This is a genomic window from Bradyrhizobium aeschynomenes (assembly GCF_013178945.1).
Lineage (GTDB): Bacteria > Pseudomonadota > Alphaproteobacteria > Rhizobiales > Xanthobacteraceae > Bradyrhizobium > Bradyrhizobium aeschynomenes.
In genome coordinates this window covers 103,721-122,035 of sequence record NZ_JABFDM010000001.1, presented here as the reverse complement: position 1 = coordinate 122,035, position 18,315 = coordinate 103,721, and the positions used below count along the sequence as shown (strand labels likewise).

Here is an 18,315-nt window from a genome sequence, read left to right as displayed (position 1 = left end):
TCAGTGGCGGGCATCCTCGCTCGCAGCGGCGCCGTGCTCGCAGACGATCAGCGTACGCCCGGTCTGCTCGCACGCAAGCGCGGCCCATTTCGAGGCTTCCTGCAACCAGAGATGGCGGCGCGCCGGATCGCGCTCAGCTTCCTCGCGACAGCTGGACGCTGCCGCCAAACATGCCGATTTCCTATCCATGCGTCAGCGTCCGACAGATCAACGCCCCCGGCACTAACACAGGATAACGCGCCCTGAGGTTGTGATCAACGCCGGCCGGCATCGGACGCGTCGGCATAGCGCATCGGCAAGGAATGATGCGCGTGACAGGCGGCCACCGCAGCGTGACCGAACGCAACCGCAATCTGGTGCAGGTCGGTGACGACGTCTCCGATCCCGTAAAGCGCGTCCACACCGCAGCGCTGCTTGGCGTCGACCTCCAGAAATCCATCGGCGGTGTGGCGCGCGCCGAGCGCGATCGCGAGCTCCGAGCGAACATCGGCGCCCATTGCAGGGTAAACGATCTCGAACCGTTCGCTGCCGCCGTCGACGAATGACGCCTCGATCTCACCGTCGCGGCGTTGCAGCGCATGAAGCGGCGGCGTCACCCGGACGCCGGCTGCGGCCAGCTCTCGTCTCCTGACGTCATCACGCGCGTCGCCGACCGGGATCAAGGCGACGTCGGAACTATAGACGCGCATGAACAGCGCTTTGCCGGCAGCGTGGCCGATCTCGCCGACGATCGCAATCTTGCGGCCGATCGTCTCGAACCCGTCGCAGACCGGGCAATAGCGCAGCTCCCCCGCGCGGACAGCCCCGGTCCAGTCAGCCAGCGGCGTCTGCCTGTCGACGATCCCGGTCGCGAGGATCACCCGCTGCGCCGTGAGTGTTCCCCGTTCATGCGCAGCGATGATGCCGCCGTCGCACTTCTCGAGTACGTTTACCGTGCTCCTGATAATGGGCACGTCGAGCTCCTCCACCTGCTGCTGCATCCGTTTCAGCAGTTCGCCTCCCGGAAGACCGTTCGGGAACCCCGGCAGGTTATGACTGCGCGGGATCAACGCTGCGCGCGATGCGCCGCTGTCCACCACGACGGCACGACGCCGGAACCGTGCCAGATAGATTGCGGCCATCAACCCCGCCGGCCCCCCGCCGACAATCAGAATCTCCGCATGCATCGCCGTACTCGTGTTTGTCAGATCCGACGTGGTCCCCGCGGCAAAAGGTTTCGAGCAGTAAGGTTCCTGCAGAGCGTCGATCCGCTACGGGAACTCGCACGAGCGCGGAACGCAGATGGAACCGTTTACGGCGATCCGACGTTAACTTATGTCGCTGCTGCGGCGGAAAAGCCGTGCAAACTTGGCAGCGAGGGGGATTTTCTGCGAGGGCGCGTGGATGCGATTTGTGAATTCGACTGACGAGAGCTTGATGGCGTACTACGAAAGCGTCCGCAAGCAGGTCGCCGCCGATAGCCGGATCGGCGGTCCCTATCGACTGATTGGCGAGCGCGCCAAGCAATATGCCCAGGAGCTCCAGGCCGAGATGCGGCGCCGGCAATTGCGCTTCACGCCGATCGAGTGGCCGAATTAACTGAATGATTTAAACCGGAGCATGCATCACATCGATGCACGCCTTCGAAACGCGCTGATACGCCGGTGTTAGTTATTGCGCCCTCTCCCCTTGTGGGAGAGGGCATGTAGGACCGCTCGGCAAACTCGGTTGGGTGAGGGGTCTCTCACAACGAGCGCATTTTTGGAGAGAAACCCCTCACCCAACCGCGTTCGGGAATAGGCCGGCGCTGCCCTCTCCCACAAGGGGAGAGGGCGCTGTATCGGGCAGGGTCAGTGCGGACCCAATTGGACGCGTAGCGCCGCTCACTCCCAACTCCAGCTCGCAAAATCGTTCTCGAACTGCGGCACGTCCTTCCAGACGCCCTTGAGCTTCTTGTTGATGATCGTGATCCATTGCGGCTGGAACAGGAAGCCGGCGGCAGCATCGGTCGCCAGCATGCGCTGCGCGTCGCCGAGCAGCTTGGCGCGCCCGGCCTCGTCAGGCGTGTCGACGATCGACTGATAGAGCTTGTCGAAGGCCTCCGACTGATAGCCGAAATAGTAGTTCTTCTCGGTGAACTTCACGAGATCGAACGGCTCGACGTGCGAGACGATCGTCAGGTCGAAATCGTGCGGGCCGTTGAAGACCTGCGACAGCCACGCCGCCCATTCGAGGTTCTCGATCTTGGCGACGATGCCGACCTTGGCCAGTTGCGCCGCGAGCACCTCGCCGCCCTGCCGCGCATAGGCCGGCGGGGGCAGCCGCAGCGAGAGTTGCAGCGGCGTGGTCACGCCGGCCTCGGCGAGCAGCTTCTTGGCCTTCTCCGGGTCGTAGGGATTGATGTCGGTGGTGTCGACATAGCCGAGCGAGCCCGGCACGTAGAAGCTGCCGATCGGCGTGCCCAGCCCGTCGACGGCGCCTTCGATCATCGCCTTGCGGTCGATCGCGGCGAGGATGGCGCGGCGGACGCGGACGTCGTCGAGCGGCTTCTTCTTGTTGTTGATGGTGACGATGGTCTTCGCTTTGGAGCCGCCGATCAGCACCGTGAAGCGCGGGTCCGCCTTGAACTGCGCGAGCGTGCGGGCCGAGGTGCCGCGGGGAAACGCATCGACGTCGCCGGACAGCAAGGCCGCGACCTGCGCCGCCGGATCGGAGATGAAGCGGATGGTGACCTTGGACAGCTTGACGGCCGCAGCGTTGCGATAGTCGGGCCATTTGTTCAGGGTCAGCGAGGAGCCCTTGGCCCAGGCGCCCAGCGTATAGGGACCGGTGCCAACCGGCTGCGTCGCATTGGTCGGCGCGCTCTTCGGCTCGACGATCGATGCGGTGGCCTGTCCGAGCAGGAACGGCAGATTGGGCTCGGAATGTTTCAGCTTGATCTCGATCGTCTCGGCATCGGGGGCCGCCACCTGCTCCATCGCCTGGAACAGCGCCTTGTCCTTGTTGGTGCTGTTGGCGGCGCCGGCGCGCTCGAAGGAAAACTTCACCGCGGCGGAATCGAACGCCTCGCCGTTCTGGAATTTCACGCCCTTAACGAGCTTGAAGGTGTAGCTCTTGAGGTCGGAGGACGCCTTCCAGCTCGAGGCCAGCAGCGGTGACACCGAGCCGTCCTCGTTGATCTTGGTCAGCGTCTCGTAGACGTTGTAGAGCGTGACCTCGGCGATCGCCGCCGCGGCGGCGCTGGTCGGATCCAGCCCCGGCGGCTCCAGCGTCATGCCGACGACGACGCTGTCCTTCTTGCTCTGCGCCGAGGCGGGCGCAACCGCCGCGACGAGCGCGGCCAAAGCGATGATCGTTAGTCTTTTCAACATTGTTTTGTTTCTCCCGGGGCGGAACAAAATACGCGTCAAAGCGGCTTCGAGACAAGGGGCTGGTGCGGTTCTGAAACGAGCGGAGGCAGCGCCATCACGCTCTCCGCCTTGTGGCAGGCCGCAGAATGATGTGCCGTGAGCGCCCGCAGGGCGGGAGCGACCTCCCGGCAATGCGCATCGGCGAGCGGACAGCGCGGCGCATAGGCGCATCCTGCCGAGCCGAAGGACTGCGAGGCGATCGCGACGCTCTGGCGTCGGCGCCTGACCGCGCCCGCCTGCGCCTGCGGCACCGCGTCCAGCAACGCCCGCGTATACGGATGCGCGCATTGCCCGAACAGATCCTCCGGCCGCCCCCGCTCGACGATGCGGCCGAGATACATCACCGCCACCTCGTCGCAGAGATAGTCGACGACCGCGAGATCGTGGCTGATCAGGACGTAGCTGAGGCCGAACTGCTCCTGCAGATCCTGCATCAGATTGAGCACCTGCGCCTGGACCGAGACGTCGAGCGCGGAGACCGGCTCGTCGGCGACGATCAGTTTCGGCTGGGTGATCAGCGCGCGCGCGATCGCGATGCGTTGGCGCTGGCCGCCGGAGAATTCGTGCGGATATTTGTCGATGTCGGCGTCGCGCAACCCGACCTGACGCAGCACGCTGGCGACCCGGACGCGCAGGGTTTCGCGGTCTGGGTTTTCCAGGGCTGTCAGCGGCTCCGCGACGATGCGGGCGACGGTCTGGCGCGGATCGAGCGATCCGTAGGGGTCCTGGAACACCATCTGGAATTCGCGGCGGGCGCGCCGCAACTCATCCGCCGAAACACAATGGAGATCGCGTCCAGCCATCAGCACCGATCCCGATGACGGCTTCTCCAGCGCCATGATCAGCCGCGCCAAGGTCGACTTGCCGGAGCCGGACTCGCCGACGATGCCGAGGCTCTGACCCGCCATCAACGACAGCGACACGCCGTTCAGCGCGAGCACCTCGCCGGGCGACCGCAGCAGGCTCTCGCGCGGCAGCGTGTAGCGCTGCACGAGATCCCTGACCTCGAGCAGCGGCGTCGTCGCCGACATCTTCGCTGCGGTGCTCAAGCGATCACTCCCGCCGGGTCACGCGAGAGAGCGGCATCGGTGCGGATGCAGCGGACGCCGTGCCCGGCGCCGATCTCGCTCAGCGACGGCAGCGCCGCGCGGCAGGCATCGACGACCAGCGTGCAGCGATCGGCGAACGGACAGCCGGCCGGCAGATCGGCGAGTTCCGGCACGGTCCCCGCGATGGTCGCGAGCCGCGTGCCCCTGCGGGCGCCGAGCCGCGGCCGCGCCCGGAACAGGCCCTGGGTGTAGGGATGGCCCATACGCGAGAACACGGCATCGGTCGTGCCGCTCTCCACCACCGTGCCGCCATACATCACGATCATGCGCTGGACGTTCTCGGCGATGACGCCGAGATCGTGCGAGATCAGGATCATCGCCATGCCACGCTCGGCGACGAGATCGGCGATGAGATCGAGGATCTGGCGCTGGATGGTGACATCGAGCGCGGTGGTCGGCTCGTCGGCAATCAGCACGTCGGGACTGCAGGCGAGCGCCATCGCGATGGTGACGCGCTGGCGCTGGCCGCCGGAGAACTGGTGCGGATAGGCGTCGTAGCGTCGCGCAGGATCCGGCAGGCCGACGCGGTCGAGCAGCGCGATCGCCTGCCGCTTTGCCTCCGTCGCCGAGCAGCCGGTGTGCCGCAACAGCGGCTCCGCCACCTGATGCCCGATCGTGTGCATCGGGTTGAGCGCGGTCATCGGCTCCTGGAAGATCATGCTGATGCGGTTGCCGCGCAGCTTGCAATAGTCGGCATCAGCGAGACCGACCAGCTCGCGGCCATCGAGCCTGATGCTGCCGCTGACGTCGGCGCTGTCGGGCAGCAAACCCAGCAGCGCCAGCGCCGTGATCGACTTGCCGCAGCCGGATTCGCCGACGATGCCGAGCGTCTCGCCGCGCCGGAGCGTGAAGGAGACCTCGCGCACCGCCTTGGCCGGGCCGCGGCTGGTGGTGAGCTGAATGCCGAGATCGGCGACATCGAGCAGAGGCGCATCGGCGGCCATCATCGCTGCCTCGCCAGCCGGGGATCGAGCAGGTCGCGCAGACCGTCGCCGAGCAGATTGAGGCCGAGCACGGCCAGCGCAATCGCGGCGCCCGGATACACCGCAAGGCTCGGCGACTGGAACAGCAGGGTCTGCGCGTCGTTCAGCATGCGCCCCCAGGACGGCTGCGGCGGCTGCGTGCCCAGGCCGAGATAGGACAGCGCGGCTTCCGCCAGGATCGCGAGCGCGAACTGGATCGTCGCCTGCACGATCAGGATCGACAGGATGTTCGGCAGCACGTGCTCGATGGTGATGCGGACGCGGCCCTTGCCGGCGGCGCGGGCCGCCAGGATGAACTCGCGCGCCCAGATCGCGCCGGCCGAGCCGCGGGTGACGCGCACGAACACCGGGATCTGGAAGATGCCGATGGCGGTGATCGAGGTCACCATGCCCGGCCCGATCACCGCCGCCAGCATGATCGCCGACAGCACCGCGGGAAAGGCGAAGGTGAAGTCGCTGAAGCGCATGATCACCTCCTCGGTCCAGCCGCGCTGCGCGGCGGCGATCAGCCCGAGACAGACGCCGCAGGTGAGGCCGATGCCGACCGCGATGATGCCGACGAGAATGGTCGCGCGCGCGCCGACCAGCAGCAGCGAGACGATGTCGCGGCCGAGCACGTCGGTGCCGAGCCAATGCGCCGATGACGGCGGCCGCAGCTTCGATGCGACGTCGATCTCATAGGCCGACCACGGCGTCCAGACCAGCGACAACAGCGCGGCGCCGAGCACGAGCAGACACAGGAGCGCGCCGACGACAAAGCTGCGATGACGCAGCGCGCGGCGCCAGAAGGCATTTGGTGCAGGCGCTGTGCCGGCTTGAGCGATCACCGACGGCCTCACAGCTCGTGCACCTTGATGCGCGGATCGATCACCGCATACAGCACGTCGACCACGAAATTGACGACGATGACCATCGCCGCCAGCAGCATCACGCAGTTGCGGACCACGATGAGATCGCGATTGGCGATCGACTGGAAGATGAGACGCCCAAGTCCCGGCAGATAGAACACGTTCTCGATGACGATCGTGCCGGCCAGCAGATTGGCGAATTGCAGGCCCATCACCGTCAGCACCGGGATCATCGCGTTGCGCAGCACGTGCTGCCACAGCACCTCGCGTTTGGTCAGGCCCTTGGCGCGCGCGGTGCGGACGAAATCCTCGCGCAGCACGTCGAGCACGGCCGAGCGCGTCACCCGCGCCAGGATCGCCGCCTGCACCACCGCGAGCGCCACCGCCGGCAGCAGCAGCGAGCGCAAGCCGGGCCAGATGCCGTCCTCCCAGCCGGGGAAGCCGCCGGCCGACAGCCATTGCAGCTTCACCGCGAACAGCAGGATCAGCAGGATCGCGAACCAGAAGTTCGGCAAGGCGATGCCGATCTGGGTCAGCGACATCACACCGACGTCGCCGATCCGGTTGTGATTGGCGGCGGTGTAGATGCCGGCCGCCAGCGCCAGCACCGTGGTCAGCCCCATCGCCAGGATCGCGAGCGGAATGGTCATCGTCAGCCGCTCACCGATCAGCTCGGCCACCGGCGTGCCATAGGCATAGCTGTTGCCGAGATTCCCGCTCACCAGGCCGCCCAGCCAGTGCAGATAGCGCAGCGCCAGCGGCTGATCGAGCCCGAGCTTGACCGTGAGCGCCCTGACCGCGTCGGGCGAGGCATCCGCGCCCATCAGCATCTGGGCGGCGTTGCCCGGCAGGGCGTCGAGCACCAGGAAAATGATCAACGACGCGCCGACCAGGGTCGCGAGCAAGGTCAGGCATCGCCGCAGCAGAAACACGCTCATTCGCGCCGGGACTCCGGTTTTCGGCGGCCGCACGTTCCACAGCTTTCGGTTCTGATGCAAGCCCGTTGCCTGCATGATCGTCCCTCGCCGGTGCAGGGCACCGCCCCGACGGCCATGGCAGTGCCGGCTTGATCCCGGTCAACGGCCGGCGGCCGGCAACCTGCATCATGCGATCCAGCGCAACCGAGCAGGACGCCTCACGTCATGACCAACCGTCCGAGCTTCCTCTGGGGCGCGTCGACCTCGGCCTTTCAGATCGAGGGCGCCGCCCATCTCGACGGTCGCGCCGACAGCATCTGGGATGTCTATTTGCACGTCCCCGGCCGGATCAAGACCAACGACACCGCGGAGACCGCCTGCGATCACTACCACCGCTTCGCTGAGGACGTTGCGCTGATGCGCAACCTCGGCCTGAACGCGTACCGGTTTTCGACCGCGTGGCCGCGGCTGCTGCCGCAGGGACGAGGCGCTGCCAACGAAGCCGGTCTTGCCTTCTACGACCGCCTGATCGACACGCTGCTGGCCGCGGAAATAGAGCCGTGGCTCTGCCTCTATCATTGGGACCTGCCGCAGGCGCTGGAGGCGCTCGGCGGCTGGCAGAACCGCGACATCGCCGGCTGGTTCGCCGACTACGCCGCGCTGGTGGCGCGGCGCTATGGCGACCGTGTCAAGCGCTTTGCAACCTTCAACGAACCCTGCGTGTTCACGCTGTTCGGCTACGGCCTCGGATGGCATGCGCCGGGGATCGCCGACAAGGCGGCGCTGCACAAGGCGATCCACCACGTCAATCTCAGCCATGGTCGCGCCGTCGACGTGCTGCGCAGAGACGTGGCCGGCGCCTCCATCGGCGCGATTCACAACCGCCAGCCCTGCTATCCCTGCACGAGCAGTCCCGCCGACGCTGCGGCGGCCCTGCGGCTCGCGGCCTATTGGAACGACGCCTTTCCGGTCCCGCAAGCCTTTGCCAGCTACCCGCCGGAGCTGCTCGACGCGATTTCGCCTTATATCGCGCCCGGCGACATGGCGCAGATCGCCCGGCCGGTCGACTGGTTCGGGCTCAATCACTACTCGCCGCATTACGTCAGGGACGGCACCAACCTGATCGGCGCCAGCTTCGGCCCGGCGCCGGAGACCGTGCCGCGCAGCGCGATCGGCTGGCCGGTGGTGCCCGAGGCGTTCCGCGACACGCTGCTGGACATCCACCAGCGGTTCCACCTGCCGATCTACGTGCTGGAGAACGGCACCGCGGCGAACGACGTGATCGATGCCTCCGGCCACATCCAGGACGACGACCGGACCAGCTACCTCAAGGCCTATACGGCGGCCATGGAACAGGCGATCCGAGCGGGCGCCGACGTGCGCGGCTATTTCGTGTGGTCGCTCTTGGATAATTTTGAATGGGGGGCAGGCTATTCGCAGCGTTTCGGCATTGTCTATGTCGACCACGCCACGCAGCGCCGCATTCCCAAGGCATCGGCGCGATGGTATGCGGAGATGATTGCGGCTCGGCGGGCCCTGGCGCACGCTGCCGAGCCGCACAAATGGACGGAAAGCGGCTAAAGGAATGAGCGATCGCGTTCTTCTGGGAGACATCGGCGGCACCAATGCGCGCTTCGCGCTGCTCGACGGCAGCACGATCGGCGACGTCGCGCACCTGAAGGTCGCGGACTTCCCGACCATCACCGACGCGATCGCCGATTTCCTGGCGCGCCACGCGGCCGGCGGCGCGCCGTCCACGGCCGTGCTCGACATCGCCGGCCCGATCGAGCGCAATCGCGGCATGCTGACCAACTCGACCTGGGTCATCGACGGCGCCGAGCTGGCCGCCCGGTTCAATCTGCGCTCGGCAAAGCTCCTCAACGATTTCGAGGCGGTGGGCTGGTCCCTGCCCGCGCTGCATCCGGACGATCTGTTTCCGCTCGGCGGCAGCGCAGCGGTCGATGGCGCGCCGATGCTGGTGATCGGCCCTGGCACCGGGTTCGGCGCGGCCTGCTATCTGCCGGGCGACGGCCGTCCGACGGTGGCCGTCACCGAGGCCGGCCATGCGACCCTTCCGGCCACGACGGCGCGCGAGGCTCTGGTGCTGGCGAAGATGCGCGAGCGCTTCGGCCATGTCTCGATCGAGCGCGCCTTGTCCGGCATGGGACTGGAGAACGTCTACCGGGCGGTCGCCGCCGTCGACGGCGTCACGGTGCCATCGCGCGATGCTGCCGCCATCACCCACGCCGCGCTCGACGGCAGCTGCGCCACCTGCCGCGCCACGCTCGACATGTTCTGCGCCTGGCTCGGTGCCGTCGCCGGCAATCTCGCGCTGACCTTCTGCGCCCGTGGCGGCGTGTACATCGCCGGCGGCATCCCGCCGCGTTTTCCGGACTATTTTGCAAAGTCCGATTTCCGCAGGCAGTTCGAGAGCAAGGGGCGCTATGACAGCTATCTGCGGCCGATCCCCGTGCATCTCGTCACCAAGCCCGACATCAGCTTCCTCGGCCTCAAATCGTTCCATGAGTCCGGCATCACCGCGAGCGGCGGCGCGTCCGCGCACTGACATCCCATGAGCGACATTGTCACGATCACGCCGAACCCGGCCGTCGACGTCTCGACGACCGTCGAGCGGATCGTGCCCGTGGCCAAGCTGCGCGGGACGACGCAGCAGCGTGATCCCGGCGGCGGCGGCATCAACGTCGCCCGCGTCATCACCCGTCTCGGCGGCGATGTCGCCGCGCTCTATCCGGTGGGCGGACCGACCGGCGTGCTGCTGAGGCAGCTCGTCGACACGGAAGGCGTCAGCAGCCTGACCTGGACCACGGCCGAGGACACGCGCGAGGACTTCTTCGTCCAGGAGCGCGCGACCGGCCAGCCCTATCGCTTCATCCTGCCCGGGCCTGCGCTGACCGAGCCCGAGTGGCAGGCGGGTCTCGCGCTGCTCGGCGGGCTCGATCCGTTTCCGCGCTTCGTTGTCGGCAGCGGCAGCCTGCCGCGCGGCGTGCCGACCGACTACTACGCCCGCTTGGCCGCGGTCGCACGAGCGCGCGGCGCGCAATTCATCCTGGATACGTCCGGCCCGGCGCTGGCCGCGGCCGTTGCCGGCGGGGTCGACCTGATCAAGCCGTCGCTGCACGAGATGCGCGACCTCGTCGGCGGCGAGCCGTCGGACGCAACCGCGTGGGAGCAGGCGGCCCGCGTCCTGATCATGAACGGCAAGGTCGGAATGATCGCCCTGACCATGGGTCATCTCGGGGCGCTGCTGGTCACGCCCGAGCGCGTGCTGCGTGCCCAGCCGCTGACGATGGTGCCGGTCAATGCCGTCGGCGCCGGCGACAGCTTTCTCGGCGCGCTGGTGGCGAAGCTTGCCGCGAGCGAGCCGCTCGAGGACGCGTTTCGCTTCGCCGTCGCCGCCGGGGCCGCCGCGCTGCTGCGCACCGGGACTGCGCTGTGCGACCCCGCCGATGTCAGCCGTCTGCTGGCTGACGTGCGGCTCGAGACGGCGTGACCTCCGTCCCCACATCCCCGTTGAGCCGGTCGAGCGACAGCAGCAGGCCGCCGACGCGCTCCAGCGACGACATCCAGTCGGCGACCCGGCTGTAATTGTCGACCAGCCAGTTGAACGAGCCCTGCACCAGCGTGAACGCGGCCGCAGCCTGCGTCAGCTCGCCGAGCGTCATCTCGCCGCCGAGGAATTTCGGCGCGCACAGCACCAGCCCGATGATCGGCGCGAGCAGGCTGTTGGTGTGCGAGACCAGGGTCGTGCGCATGAGCTGCCAGCATAGCCGCTTCCACTGCCGGATGGCGCGATCGAGCGCCAGCCACAGCCCGGCGATGACGCTGCGCTCCTCCCGCTTCGGCGTGACGCCTTCGCCGATGTCGCGCAGCAGATGCGCCGCCGTGATCAGCTCCGACTCGGCCTGATTCTTGACCTGGATGACGTGCGTCAGCGGCCGGCCGACCCACAGCATCGCGCCGGTGACGAGCCCGGAATAGACGGCGACGCTGACGACCAGATAGCCGGGAATCCACAGCTGGATTCCCGCGACCGCAAAGCCGATGGGGCCGCCGACCTGCCACAGCACCTGCACGAAGATGATCGCGGTCAGCACCGACGAGATCAGGTTGACGGCGAAATCGACCGGCGCGTCGGTGGCGATGCGGACGTCCTCGGCGATCCGGTATTCGGGAATCTTCTGCCCGCCCTGCACCGTGGCGAGCCGCGCGTAGCGGTCGTTCTCGACCCAATAGTCGATCACCTTGGCCGCCATCCATTGCCGCCAGTTGCGCTGCATCGCCATGCGGCCCCACACCGAGGCGACCGCCAGCACGACGCTCGCGGCACACAACGGGACGAGCAGAATCGCCTGGTGACGCAGCCGCGCCGGATCGCGGCTCTCCAGCGCGTCGAAGAAATCCCTGTTCCAATAGTTGAAGCGAAACTGGACATAGAGCTGCAGCACGACGATGCCGACCAGCACCGCGCACAGCAGCCACACGCGCCAGGCCGCCCATCCGCGCCAGAAGTTCCGCGCGGTCAGCCAGAAGCGCGACCACTGCCGATCGCCGTCCTCGTTCTCGTCGTCGGCCATGTCAGCGGGTCGGAGATCGTCGGGTTCATCGGCAGCGAACGGTTGCCGCTGGGGAACTTCTGTCATGGAATCATCTAAGGAGCCGCGGCCCCATCCCGCTTGATCTTGCGCAAGGCCGGCGCCGCGCGGCAGGACAAACTGAGCTTTGCAGTGCGGGAGACACGTCATGACGGCATCCGGCTACATCCGCTGGTTCAAGGACCTTCGCATCGAGGACGTGCCGGAGGTCGGCGGCAAGACCGCCTCGCTCGGCGAGCTCTATTCGGCGCTGGCACCGCAGGGCGTGCGGGTGCCCAACGGCTTCGCGCTGACGGCCGCGAGCTATCGCGACGCGCTGCGCGCAACCGGCGCCGACGACGAACTGCGCAAGCTGCTCGACGGCCTCGACAAGCGCCGCATCGCCGATCTCGCCAGGCGCGCGGCGAAAGCCCGCGCGATCGTGTTCGCGGCGACCGACCGCGACGACCTGCGGCGCGAGGTCACCAAGGCCTACAAGCAGCTGGAGCAGGAATATGGCCGCGGCGTCGCCGTCGCGGTGCGCAGCTCGGCCACGGCCGAGGACCTGCCGAATGCCAGCTTCGCGGGTCAGCACGAGAGCTTCCTCAACATCCGCGGGCCGAAGGATCTGTTCGAGACCTGTCGCCGCTGCTTCGCCTCGCTCTACACGGATCGCGCGATCTCCTACCGCATCGACAATGGCTTTGCGCACGAGAAGGTCGCGCTGTCGGTCGCGGTCATGAAGATGGTGCGTTCGGATCTCGCGGCCAGCGGCGTGATGTTCTCGCTCGACACCGAAAGCGGCTTTCGCGACGTCGCCTTCATCACCGGCGTCTATGGCCTCGGCGAGACCATCGTGCAGGGCACGGTCGACCCGGACGAGTTCTACGTCCACAAGCCGACCTTTGCAGCCGGCTTCCGAAGCGTGCTGTCGCGCCGGCTCGGCGCCAAGACCAAGCGCATGGTCTACGCCAAAGCGGGTGCGCGCGGCGCGCCGACGCGCACAGAGGCGACGCCGCCGGCCGACCGGGCGAAATTCTGCATCGGTGATTCCGACGTGCTCGAGCTGGCGCAGGCCACCATCACGGTCGAGCAGCACTACTCGCAGAAGGCCGGACGACCGACGCCGATGGATATCGAATGGGCCAAGGACGGCCGCGACGGCGCGCTCTACATCATCCAGGCGCGCCCCGAGACGGTGGCGTCGCAGCGGCGGCCGGATGCGATCGAGACCTTCGCGCTGAAGAAGACCGGCAAGGTGTTGGCGACCGGCCGCGCCGTCGGCGAAAAGATCGCCGCCGGCAAGATCCGCCTGATCCGCACGGCCAAGGACCTGAGCGCCTTCCGGCCCGGCGAGGTGCTGGTGGCGGCCTCGACCAGCCCAGACTGGGAGCCTGTCATGAAGACGGCAGCCGCGATCGTCACCGATCATGGCGGACGCACCTGTCATGCCGCGATCATCGCCCGCGAGCTCGGCGTGCCCGCGGTGGTCGGCACGGAGGATTTCAGCAAGCGCGCCAAGACCGGAACGACCGTCACCGTCTGTTGCGCCGAAGGTGACGCCGGCCACGTCTATGACGGCGCCCTGCCCTTCGAGGTCGAGCGCCTCGCGATCGACGAGCTCGACAAGCCGCGGACCGAGATCATGGTCAATCTCGGCAATCCCGAGCTTGCCTTCAAGACCGCGCTGCTGCCGAACGACGGCGTCGGCCTCGCCCGCATGGAGTTCATCATCAACCAGTCGATCGGCATCCATCCGATGGCGTTGGCCGCGCCTGACAAGGTGAATTCGGCAAAGGATCGCGCGACCATCAAGCGCCTGACCGCGCGCTACAGGAAGCCCGCCGACTTCTTCGTCGAGCGGCTGTCGGAAGGCGTCGGCACCATCGCCGCCGCATTCTACCCGCGTCCGGTGATCGTGCGCCTGTCCGATTTCAAGACCAACGAATATGCCAGCCTGATCGGCGGTCGCGACTTCGAGCCCAAGGAAGAGAACCCCATGCTCGGCTTCCGCGGCGCCTCGCGCTACGCACATCCGGCCTATGCCGCCGGCTTCGCGTTGGAATGCGCGGCCTTGAAGCGCGTGCGCGACGGGATGGGTCTGTCCAACCTGAAAATCATGATCCCGTTCTGCCGTCGCGTCGAGGAGGCGCGCAAGGTGATCGCGGCGATGGCCGGACACGGCCTCGTCCGCGGCGAAAACGGGCTCGAGATCTACATGATGTGCGAGATCCCGAACAACGTGATCCTGATCGACGAATTCGCGAAGCACTTCGACGGTTTCTCGATCGGCTCCAACGATCTCACCCAGCTCACGCTCGGCGTCGATCGCGATTCCGACATCGTCGCGTTCGACTTCGACGAGCGCGATCCCGGCATGCTGGCGATGCTGAAGCTCGCGGTCGAAGGCGCGCATCGCAACCATCGCCATGTCGGCATCTGCGGCGAGGCGCCGGCCAATTATCCGGAGGTCGCGCGCTATCTCGCCGGGCTCGGCATCGACTCCATCAGCGTCAATCCGGCCAGCGTCGTGCGCACGATGGATATCGTCCGCACGGCAGAGCGGGAGCTGGCATCGCCGGCGCCGCAGGCGCTGGCAAGCTAGTCAGGAGCGCCGTTCTCGTCAGAGCCACCCTGACGATCCTGGAAATGGGCGATGGCGCGCTCGGCGTCGGCCATCAGCTCGCGGATATGCCGCGACTGCTCGCTCAGCTGGCCGGCGTCGTCAGGCTGCGCCAGCTGATCCAGCCGGTGCAGAATCTGCCGCCACGATTCCAGCGTGCGCTTGAGCTGCACCAGCTGGATCCCGACCGACGCAGCGAGCGCGATGTCCGCCTGCGCGGCGCGCAGCACCGTCGGGAATTTGATGATGTCGGCCACGATTCACCGTTCAGTGCCGGCGGCGCCGCCGCCCATCCGTCGCAGCCCGACCGCCATCGGCATCTGCATGTCCGCATCCTCCGTTGAAGCGGCCCCACGGCCAGAACGCGCCGCATTGTCGCGATGGACCACCTTAAGGAAGTCTGTATTTTCGCCATCCGTGGAACTCCGGGCGGCTGCCGACGTCCCGATCCCCCCGTAGCTTCGCGGGCTCATGGCGGTGAGCTGGTAAGCACGGCGCTCACCGCGCCGCTTCGAACCCGCCGAGCACCGCGGTCAGGTTCTGGCCGAGAATATCGGAGAGATAGCCGCCTTCCTGCACGAACACCGTGGGCAGGCCGAGCCGCGCGATGGCGCCGCCGATGCGGCGGAAGCCCGGCGTCGTCACCGAGAGGCCCTTGAGCGGATCGTGCTCGGAAGCATCGAGGCCGAGCGCCACGACGAGCGCGCCGGGTGCGAAGGCATGGATGGTCTTCGCCGCGGTCTCGAAGGCCTTGAGGTAGGTGTCGTCGCCGCTCTTCAGGGCTAAGGGAATGTTGAGGTTCGCGCCCAGGCCTGCGCCGGCGCCGCGCTCATGCGCATAGCCCCACACGAACGGATAATAGTGCGTCGGATCGGCATGGATCGAAATGGTGAGCACGTCGGAGCGATCGTAGAAGATGCCCTGCGTGCCGTTGCCGTGATGGACGTCGACATCGAGGATCGCGACGCGCTCGTGGCGCTGACGCAGATGCGCCGCCGCGATGGCGGAATTGTTCATGAAGCAGAAGCCCGACGCGATGTCGCGATAGGCATGGTGCCCGGGGGGCCGGCACAAGGCATATGCCGCATCCTCGCCATCGAGCAGCAGCTGGGCCGCGGTCGCGGCGACGTCCGTGGCGGCGCAGGCACCCGCCCATGTCCCCGGCCCGATCGGCGCCGACGTGTCGGTGGTGTGCCAACCCAGCCGTCCGACGATGTGACTGGGATAGGTCGCCGCGTTGCGCACCGGGTGAATGTTCGGAATCATCTCAGCGCCGGCGTCGCCGAGCGCGGCCCAGGCGTCCCAGGCCTCCTCCAGGAAGTTGAGATATTCCGGGCTGTGCACGCGCGCGCGGGCCTCCTGGCCGAACAGCGTCGGCGCCACCAATTCGTGATTGCCGGCCTTGACTCCCGCAAGCAGACGATCCGCCCGCTCGGGCTGCTCGGTGGTGCGCTTGACCACGCCGCGGACCAGATAGAATTGCGGATCGTGGCTGCGGTGCAGCTCGGTGTAGACGGCCTTCACGCGTCGTGGCTCCTGTTCGCTTTTCGCAAGCGATTGTGCATGCAGCAGCGGTGGATACAAGCACAGATGGTTTGCATCTCCATCGTTCCGGGCGCGCAATTCCCAGCGGGCGGAACGGATCGCTGCGCTTGGTATCTTGTCAGCAGCGAGTTCGCCGGGATCAAGGCGATCCGGCGCGTGAGGCGCGGTGGATGTGAGGAGAGCTCCACCTGCCATTCGGCCGGATGCGGCAGCGATCATCGCAAATGCGCCGAGACCTCGGCAAAACCTGAACGTGCAAGCCTGATCAGCTCATGCATGGCGCGGCAGAGAACGGCCGGACGTCGCAACCGCGATTTGTCGACAGCCGCATGCAGAGCCCAGCATCGATCCAAAATTCGCATCGATCGATACAGGCTTCGGTTTGGACCGCGGCCCTCCATCTCCTCTAGGACAGTCCGCGAGGAACGTACAAGAGAGGTGATGCGCATGAGCGCAATCGTAACTGCGGCCGAATTGCGCCGATCGCGCGTGCGGCTGTTCATCGTGACCATGCTGTTCCTGGTCACCACCGTGAACTACGCCGATCGCGCCACGCTCTCGATCGCCGGCCCCGCGCTCTCCAAGGAGCTGCATCTCGATCCCGTCGCGATGGGCTTTGTGTTTTCCGCCTTCGGCTGGTCCTATGTGCTCGCGCAGGTGCCGGGCGGCTGGCTGCTCGACCGCTTCGGCTCGCGCTGGGTCTATGCCTGCAGCATCGTCATCTGGTCGATCTTCACGATGATGCAGGGCTGGATCGGCTTCTTCTCCGGCGCCGCCGCCGTCACCGCGCTGTTCGCGCTGCGCTTCCTGGTCGGCCTCGCCGAGGCGCCGAGCTTTCCCGCCAATGCCCGCATCGTCGCCGCCTGGTTTCCGAGCAACGAGCGCGGCACCGCCTCGGCGTTCTTCAACTCCGGGCAATATTTCGCGACCGTGATCTTCGCGCCGCTGATGGGCTGGATCGCGCATCAATTCGGCTGGCGCCACGTCTTTACGGTCATGGGCGCGCTCGGCATCATCATGGGCCTCATCTGGATCAAGACCATGTACGGGCCCAAGGATCATCCTGATGTCAACGAGGCCGAGCTCGACTACATCAAGCAGGGCGGCGCATTGATCGACATGGAGGGCGCGCGCGACGGCAAGGCCTCAGCCGGCGGCCCGACCTGGTCGCATATCGGTCAGTTGCTCTCCAACCGCATGATGCTCGGCGTCTATATCGGCCAGTACTGCATCAACACGCTGACCTATTTCTTCCTGACCTGGTTTCCGGTCTATCTCGTCAAGGAGCGCGGCCTGTCGATCCTGCAGGCGGGCTTCGTCGCGACCTTGCCCGCGCTGTGCGGCTTCATCGGCGGCGTGCTCGGCGGCTTCATCTCCGACGCCATCCTGCGCAAGACGGGATCGCTGACCCTGGCGCGCAAGATCCCGATCGTCGGCGGCATGCTGCTGTCGATGGCGATCATCGGCTGCAACTATGTCGACGGCCAGGCGCTCGTCGTCGGCCTGATGGCGCTCGCCTTCTTCGGCAAGGGCATCGGCGCGCTCGGCTGGGCGGTGGTCTCCGACACCTCGCCAAAGGAGGCCGGCGGCGTCTCCGGCGGGCTGTTCAACACCTTCGGCAACCTCTCCAGCATCACCACGCCGATCGTGATCGGCTACATCCTGTCGGCCACCGGCTCGTTCAACGGCGCGCTGGTGTTCGTCGGCCTCAACGCGCTGGTGGCAGCCTTCGCCTATCTCTTCATCGTCGGCCGCATCCAGCGCGTCGAACTCCGAGCCTCCTGAGCACCACGCCCCCTTGCGTGGTCTCGACTTGAACGGCGGCCTCGGGCCGCCGTTTTTTTTGCGCGAACGGCCGTGGCCTCGAACTCAGCCGTCCTTCCGGGGCGACGCGCGAAGGCGCGGCGAGCCCGGAATCCATTTCCCCGCATGCTCTGCCGCACGATGGATTCCGGGCTCGCGCTCCGCGCGCCCCGGAATGACGGGGGAGAGATCTCGACGATCGCTTCTTGCGCAGCAACGCCACCGCGCGAATTCCGACAAAAATAATTCCATTGCTATTTTCCAGAATTCATGATCAACTCCCCGCATCCCGCCTCAATGCAGTAGGGGCGTAGCGCGCGATCGTCACGACACGCGAGGCGGGGATGCGATGGCCGCGATGAAGCCGCAGCGTGTCTTCGGGCACGCGGACGAACGGCTTTGCCGCGGACGTGAAGTCGCAGGGTCCTGATACCCCGACGCTGGTATTAACTTGGCGCGATGCGAGCGCATGGCGCTGGGGATGGTGGCCAACAAGCCGGCGCACC

The 18,315-nt window shown here is 66.9% G+C and carries 16 protein-coding genes; 6 read left to right on the top strand and 10 right to left on the bottom strand.

Annotation, left to right across the window (positions count from 1 at the left end; all coding sequences use genetic code 11):
• Both HL666_RS00520 and HL666_RS00515 read right to left on the bottom strand, forming a co-directional pair.
• Nucleotides 1-168, bottom strand: a complete 168-nt coding sequence (locus tag HL666_RS00520) for a hypothetical protein (protein WP_172131520.1) — start codon at nucleotides 166-168, stop codon at nucleotides 1-3.
• Between the two features lie 86 nt (nucleotides 169-254).
• Nucleotides 255-1,166 carry an NAD(P)/FAD-dependent oxidoreductase gene (locus tag HL666_RS00515; protein ID WP_172114236.1) on the bottom strand — a complete coding sequence of 304 codons (912 nt, stop codon included), beginning with the start codon at nucleotides 1,164-1,166 and terminating at the stop codon, nucleotides 255-257.
• A gap of 250 nt (nucleotides 1,167-1,416) precedes the next feature.
• Between HL666_RS00515 and HL666_RS00510 the strand changes: the two genes are divergently transcribed.
• Complete coding sequence (locus HL666_RS00510) at nucleotides 1,417-1,578, top strand: hypothetical protein (protein ID WP_009025659.1); 162 nt, start codon at nucleotides 1,417-1,419, stop codon at nucleotides 1,576-1,578.
• A gap of 284 nt (nucleotides 1,579-1,862) precedes the next feature.
• Here the strand turns inward: HL666_RS00510 and HL666_RS00505 are convergent, their stop codons facing one another.
• Genes HL666_RS00505 through HL666_RS00485 form a run of 5 tightly spaced genes read right to left on the bottom strand, consistent with a single transcriptional unit; the run spans nucleotide 1,863 to nucleotide 7,267 of the window.
• Nucleotides 1,863-3,350 carry an ABC transporter substrate-binding protein gene (locus HL666_RS00505; protein WP_172179358.1) on the bottom strand — a complete coding sequence of 496 codons (1,488 nt, stop codon included), beginning with the start codon at nucleotides 3,348-3,350 and terminating at the stop codon, nucleotides 1,863-1,865.
• A gap of 35 nt (nucleotides 3,351-3,385) precedes the next feature.
• Nucleotides 3,386-4,420 carry an ABC transporter ATP-binding protein gene (locus HL666_RS00500; RefSeq protein ID WP_172180153.1) on the bottom strand — a complete coding sequence of 345 codons (1,035 nt, stop codon included), beginning with the start codon at nucleotides 4,418-4,420 and terminating at the stop codon, nucleotides 3,386-3,388.
• Between the two features lie 14 nt (nucleotides 4,421-4,434).
• Complete coding sequence (locus tag HL666_RS00495) at nucleotides 4,435-5,445, bottom strand: ABC transporter ATP-binding protein (protein WP_172179356.1); 1,011 nt, start codon at nucleotides 5,443-5,445, stop codon at nucleotides 4,435-4,437.
• The gene (locus HL666_RS00490) at nucleotides 5,442-6,308 is read right to left on the bottom strand and encodes an ABC transporter permease (RefSeq protein ID WP_172179354.1); all 867 of its coding nucleotides are present in this window, start codon (nucleotides 6,306-6,308) and stop codon (nucleotides 5,442-5,444) included. Before HL666_RS00490 ends, HL666_RS00495 begins: the two co-directional genes overlap by 4 nt.
• 8 nt (nucleotides 6,309-6,316) lie before the next feature.
• The gene (locus HL666_RS00485) at nucleotides 6,317-7,267 is read right to left on the bottom strand and encodes an ABC transporter permease (protein ID WP_172114232.1); all 951 of its coding nucleotides are present in this window, start codon (nucleotides 7,265-7,267) and stop codon (nucleotides 6,317-6,319) included.
• Nucleotides 7,268-7,471: 204 nt separating this feature from the next.
• Here HL666_RS00485 and HL666_RS00480 point away from each other — a divergent pair, with 204 nt between their 5' ends.
• The 3 genes from HL666_RS00480 to HL666_RS00470 are packed head-to-tail and all read left to right on the top strand — an operon-like array spanning nucleotide 7,472 to nucleotide 10,757.
• Nucleotides 7,472-8,827, top strand: a complete 1,356-nt coding sequence (locus HL666_RS00480) for a GH1 family beta-glucosidase (RefSeq protein WP_172179352.1) — start codon at nucleotides 7,472-7,474, stop codon at nucleotides 8,825-8,827.
• Nucleotides 8,828-8,831: 4 nt separating this feature from the next.
• Complete coding sequence (gene glk, locus HL666_RS00475; protein WP_172114230.1) at nucleotides 8,832-9,812, top strand: glucokinase; 981 nt, start codon at nucleotides 8,832-8,834, stop codon at nucleotides 9,810-9,812.
• 6 nt (nucleotides 9,813-9,818) lie between these two features.
• A complete protein-coding gene (locus tag HL666_RS00470; protein ID WP_172114229.1) occupies nucleotides 9,819-10,757 on the top strand; it encodes a 1-phosphofructokinase family hexose kinase in 939 nt (312 codons plus the stop codon).
• On the opposite strand, the gene HL666_RS00465 is transcribed toward HL666_RS00470, so the two are convergent.
• Nucleotides 10,717-11,907, bottom strand: a complete 1,191-nt coding sequence (locus HL666_RS00465; RefSeq protein ID WP_172179350.1) for an SbmA/BacA-like family transporter — start codon at nucleotides 11,905-11,907, stop codon at nucleotides 10,717-10,719. The two genes, HL666_RS00470 and HL666_RS00465, sit on opposite strands and share 41 nt — an antisense overlap.
• 100 nt (nucleotides 11,908-12,007) lie before the next feature.
• Between HL666_RS00465 and ppsA the strand changes: the two genes are divergently transcribed.
• Nucleotides 12,008-14,443 (top strand): phosphoenolpyruvate synthase, encoded by a 2,436-nt coding sequence (gene ppsA, locus HL666_RS00460; RefSeq protein ID WP_172179348.1) that lies wholly within the window; start codon nucleotides 12,008-12,010, stop codon nucleotides 14,441-14,443.
• On the opposite strand, the gene HL666_RS00455 is transcribed toward ppsA, so the two are convergent.
• Complete coding sequence (locus tag HL666_RS00455; protein ID WP_172131510.1) at nucleotides 14,440-14,718, bottom strand: hypothetical protein; 279 nt, start codon at nucleotides 14,716-14,718, stop codon at nucleotides 14,440-14,442. The two genes, ppsA and HL666_RS00455, sit on opposite strands and share 4 nt — an antisense overlap.
• A gap of 241 nt (nucleotides 14,719-14,959) precedes the next feature.
• Nucleotides 14,960-15,985, bottom strand: a complete 1,026-nt coding sequence (locus tag HL666_RS00450) for a histone deacetylase family protein (protein WP_172114225.1) — start codon at nucleotides 15,983-15,985, stop codon at nucleotides 14,960-14,962.
• 468 nt (nucleotides 15,986-16,453) lie between these two features.
• Here HL666_RS00450 and HL666_RS00445 point away from each other — a divergent pair, with 468 nt between their 5' ends.
• Nucleotides 16,454-17,791, top strand: a complete 1,338-nt coding sequence (locus HL666_RS00445; protein WP_172179346.1) for an MFS transporter — start codon at nucleotides 16,454-16,456, stop codon at nucleotides 17,789-17,791.
• The last annotated feature ends 524 nt before the right edge of the window (nucleotides 17,792-18,315 follow it).

Bases quoted from the DNA above. Each gene is read 5' to 3' on its own strand.
- HL666_RS00485 (WP_172114232.1), bottom strand. From the start codon at position 7,267: ATGAGCGTGTTTCTGCTGCGGCGATGCCTGACCTTGCTCGCGACCCTG.
- ppsA (WP_172179348.1), top strand. From the start codon at position 12,008: ATGACGGCATCCGGCTACATCCGCTGGTTCAAGGACCTTCGCATCGAG.
- HL666_RS00505 (WP_172179358.1), bottom strand. From the start codon at position 3,350: ATGTTGAAAAGACTAACGATCATCGCTTTGGCCGCGCTCGTCGCGGCG.
- HL666_RS00510 (WP_009025659.1), top strand. From the start codon at position 1,417: ATGGCGTACTACGAAAGCGTCCGCAAGCAGGTCGCCGCCGATAGCCGG.
- HL666_RS00515 (WP_172114236.1), bottom strand. From the start codon at position 1,166: ATGCATGCGGAGATTCTGATTGTCGGCGGGGGGCCGGCGGGGTTGATG.
- HL666_RS00480 (WP_172179352.1), top strand. From the start codon at position 7,472: ATGACCAACCGTCCGAGCTTCCTCTGGGGCGCGTCGACCTCGGCCTTT.
- HL666_RS00445 (WP_172179346.1), top strand. From the start codon at position 16,454: ATGAGCGCAATCGTAACTGCGGCCGAATTGCGCCGATCGCGCGTGCGG.
- HL666_RS00465 (WP_172179350.1), bottom strand. From the start codon at position 11,907: ATGACAGAAGTTCCCCAGCGGCAACCGTTCGCTGCCGATGAACCCGAC.
- HL666_RS00495 (WP_172179356.1), bottom strand. From the start codon at position 5,445: ATGATGGCCGCCGATGCGCCTCTGCTCGATGTCGCCGATCTCGGCATT.
- glk (WP_172114230.1), top strand. From the start codon at position 8,832: ATGAGCGATCGCGTTCTTCTGGGAGACATCGGCGGCACCAATGCGCGC.
- HL666_RS00470 (WP_172114229.1), top strand. From the start codon at position 9,819: ATGAGCGACATTGTCACGATCACGCCGAACCCGGCCGTCGACGTCTCG.
- HL666_RS00500 (WP_172180153.1), bottom strand. From the start codon at position 4,420: ATGTCGGCGACGACGCCGCTGCTCGAGGTCAGGGATCTCGTGCAGCGC.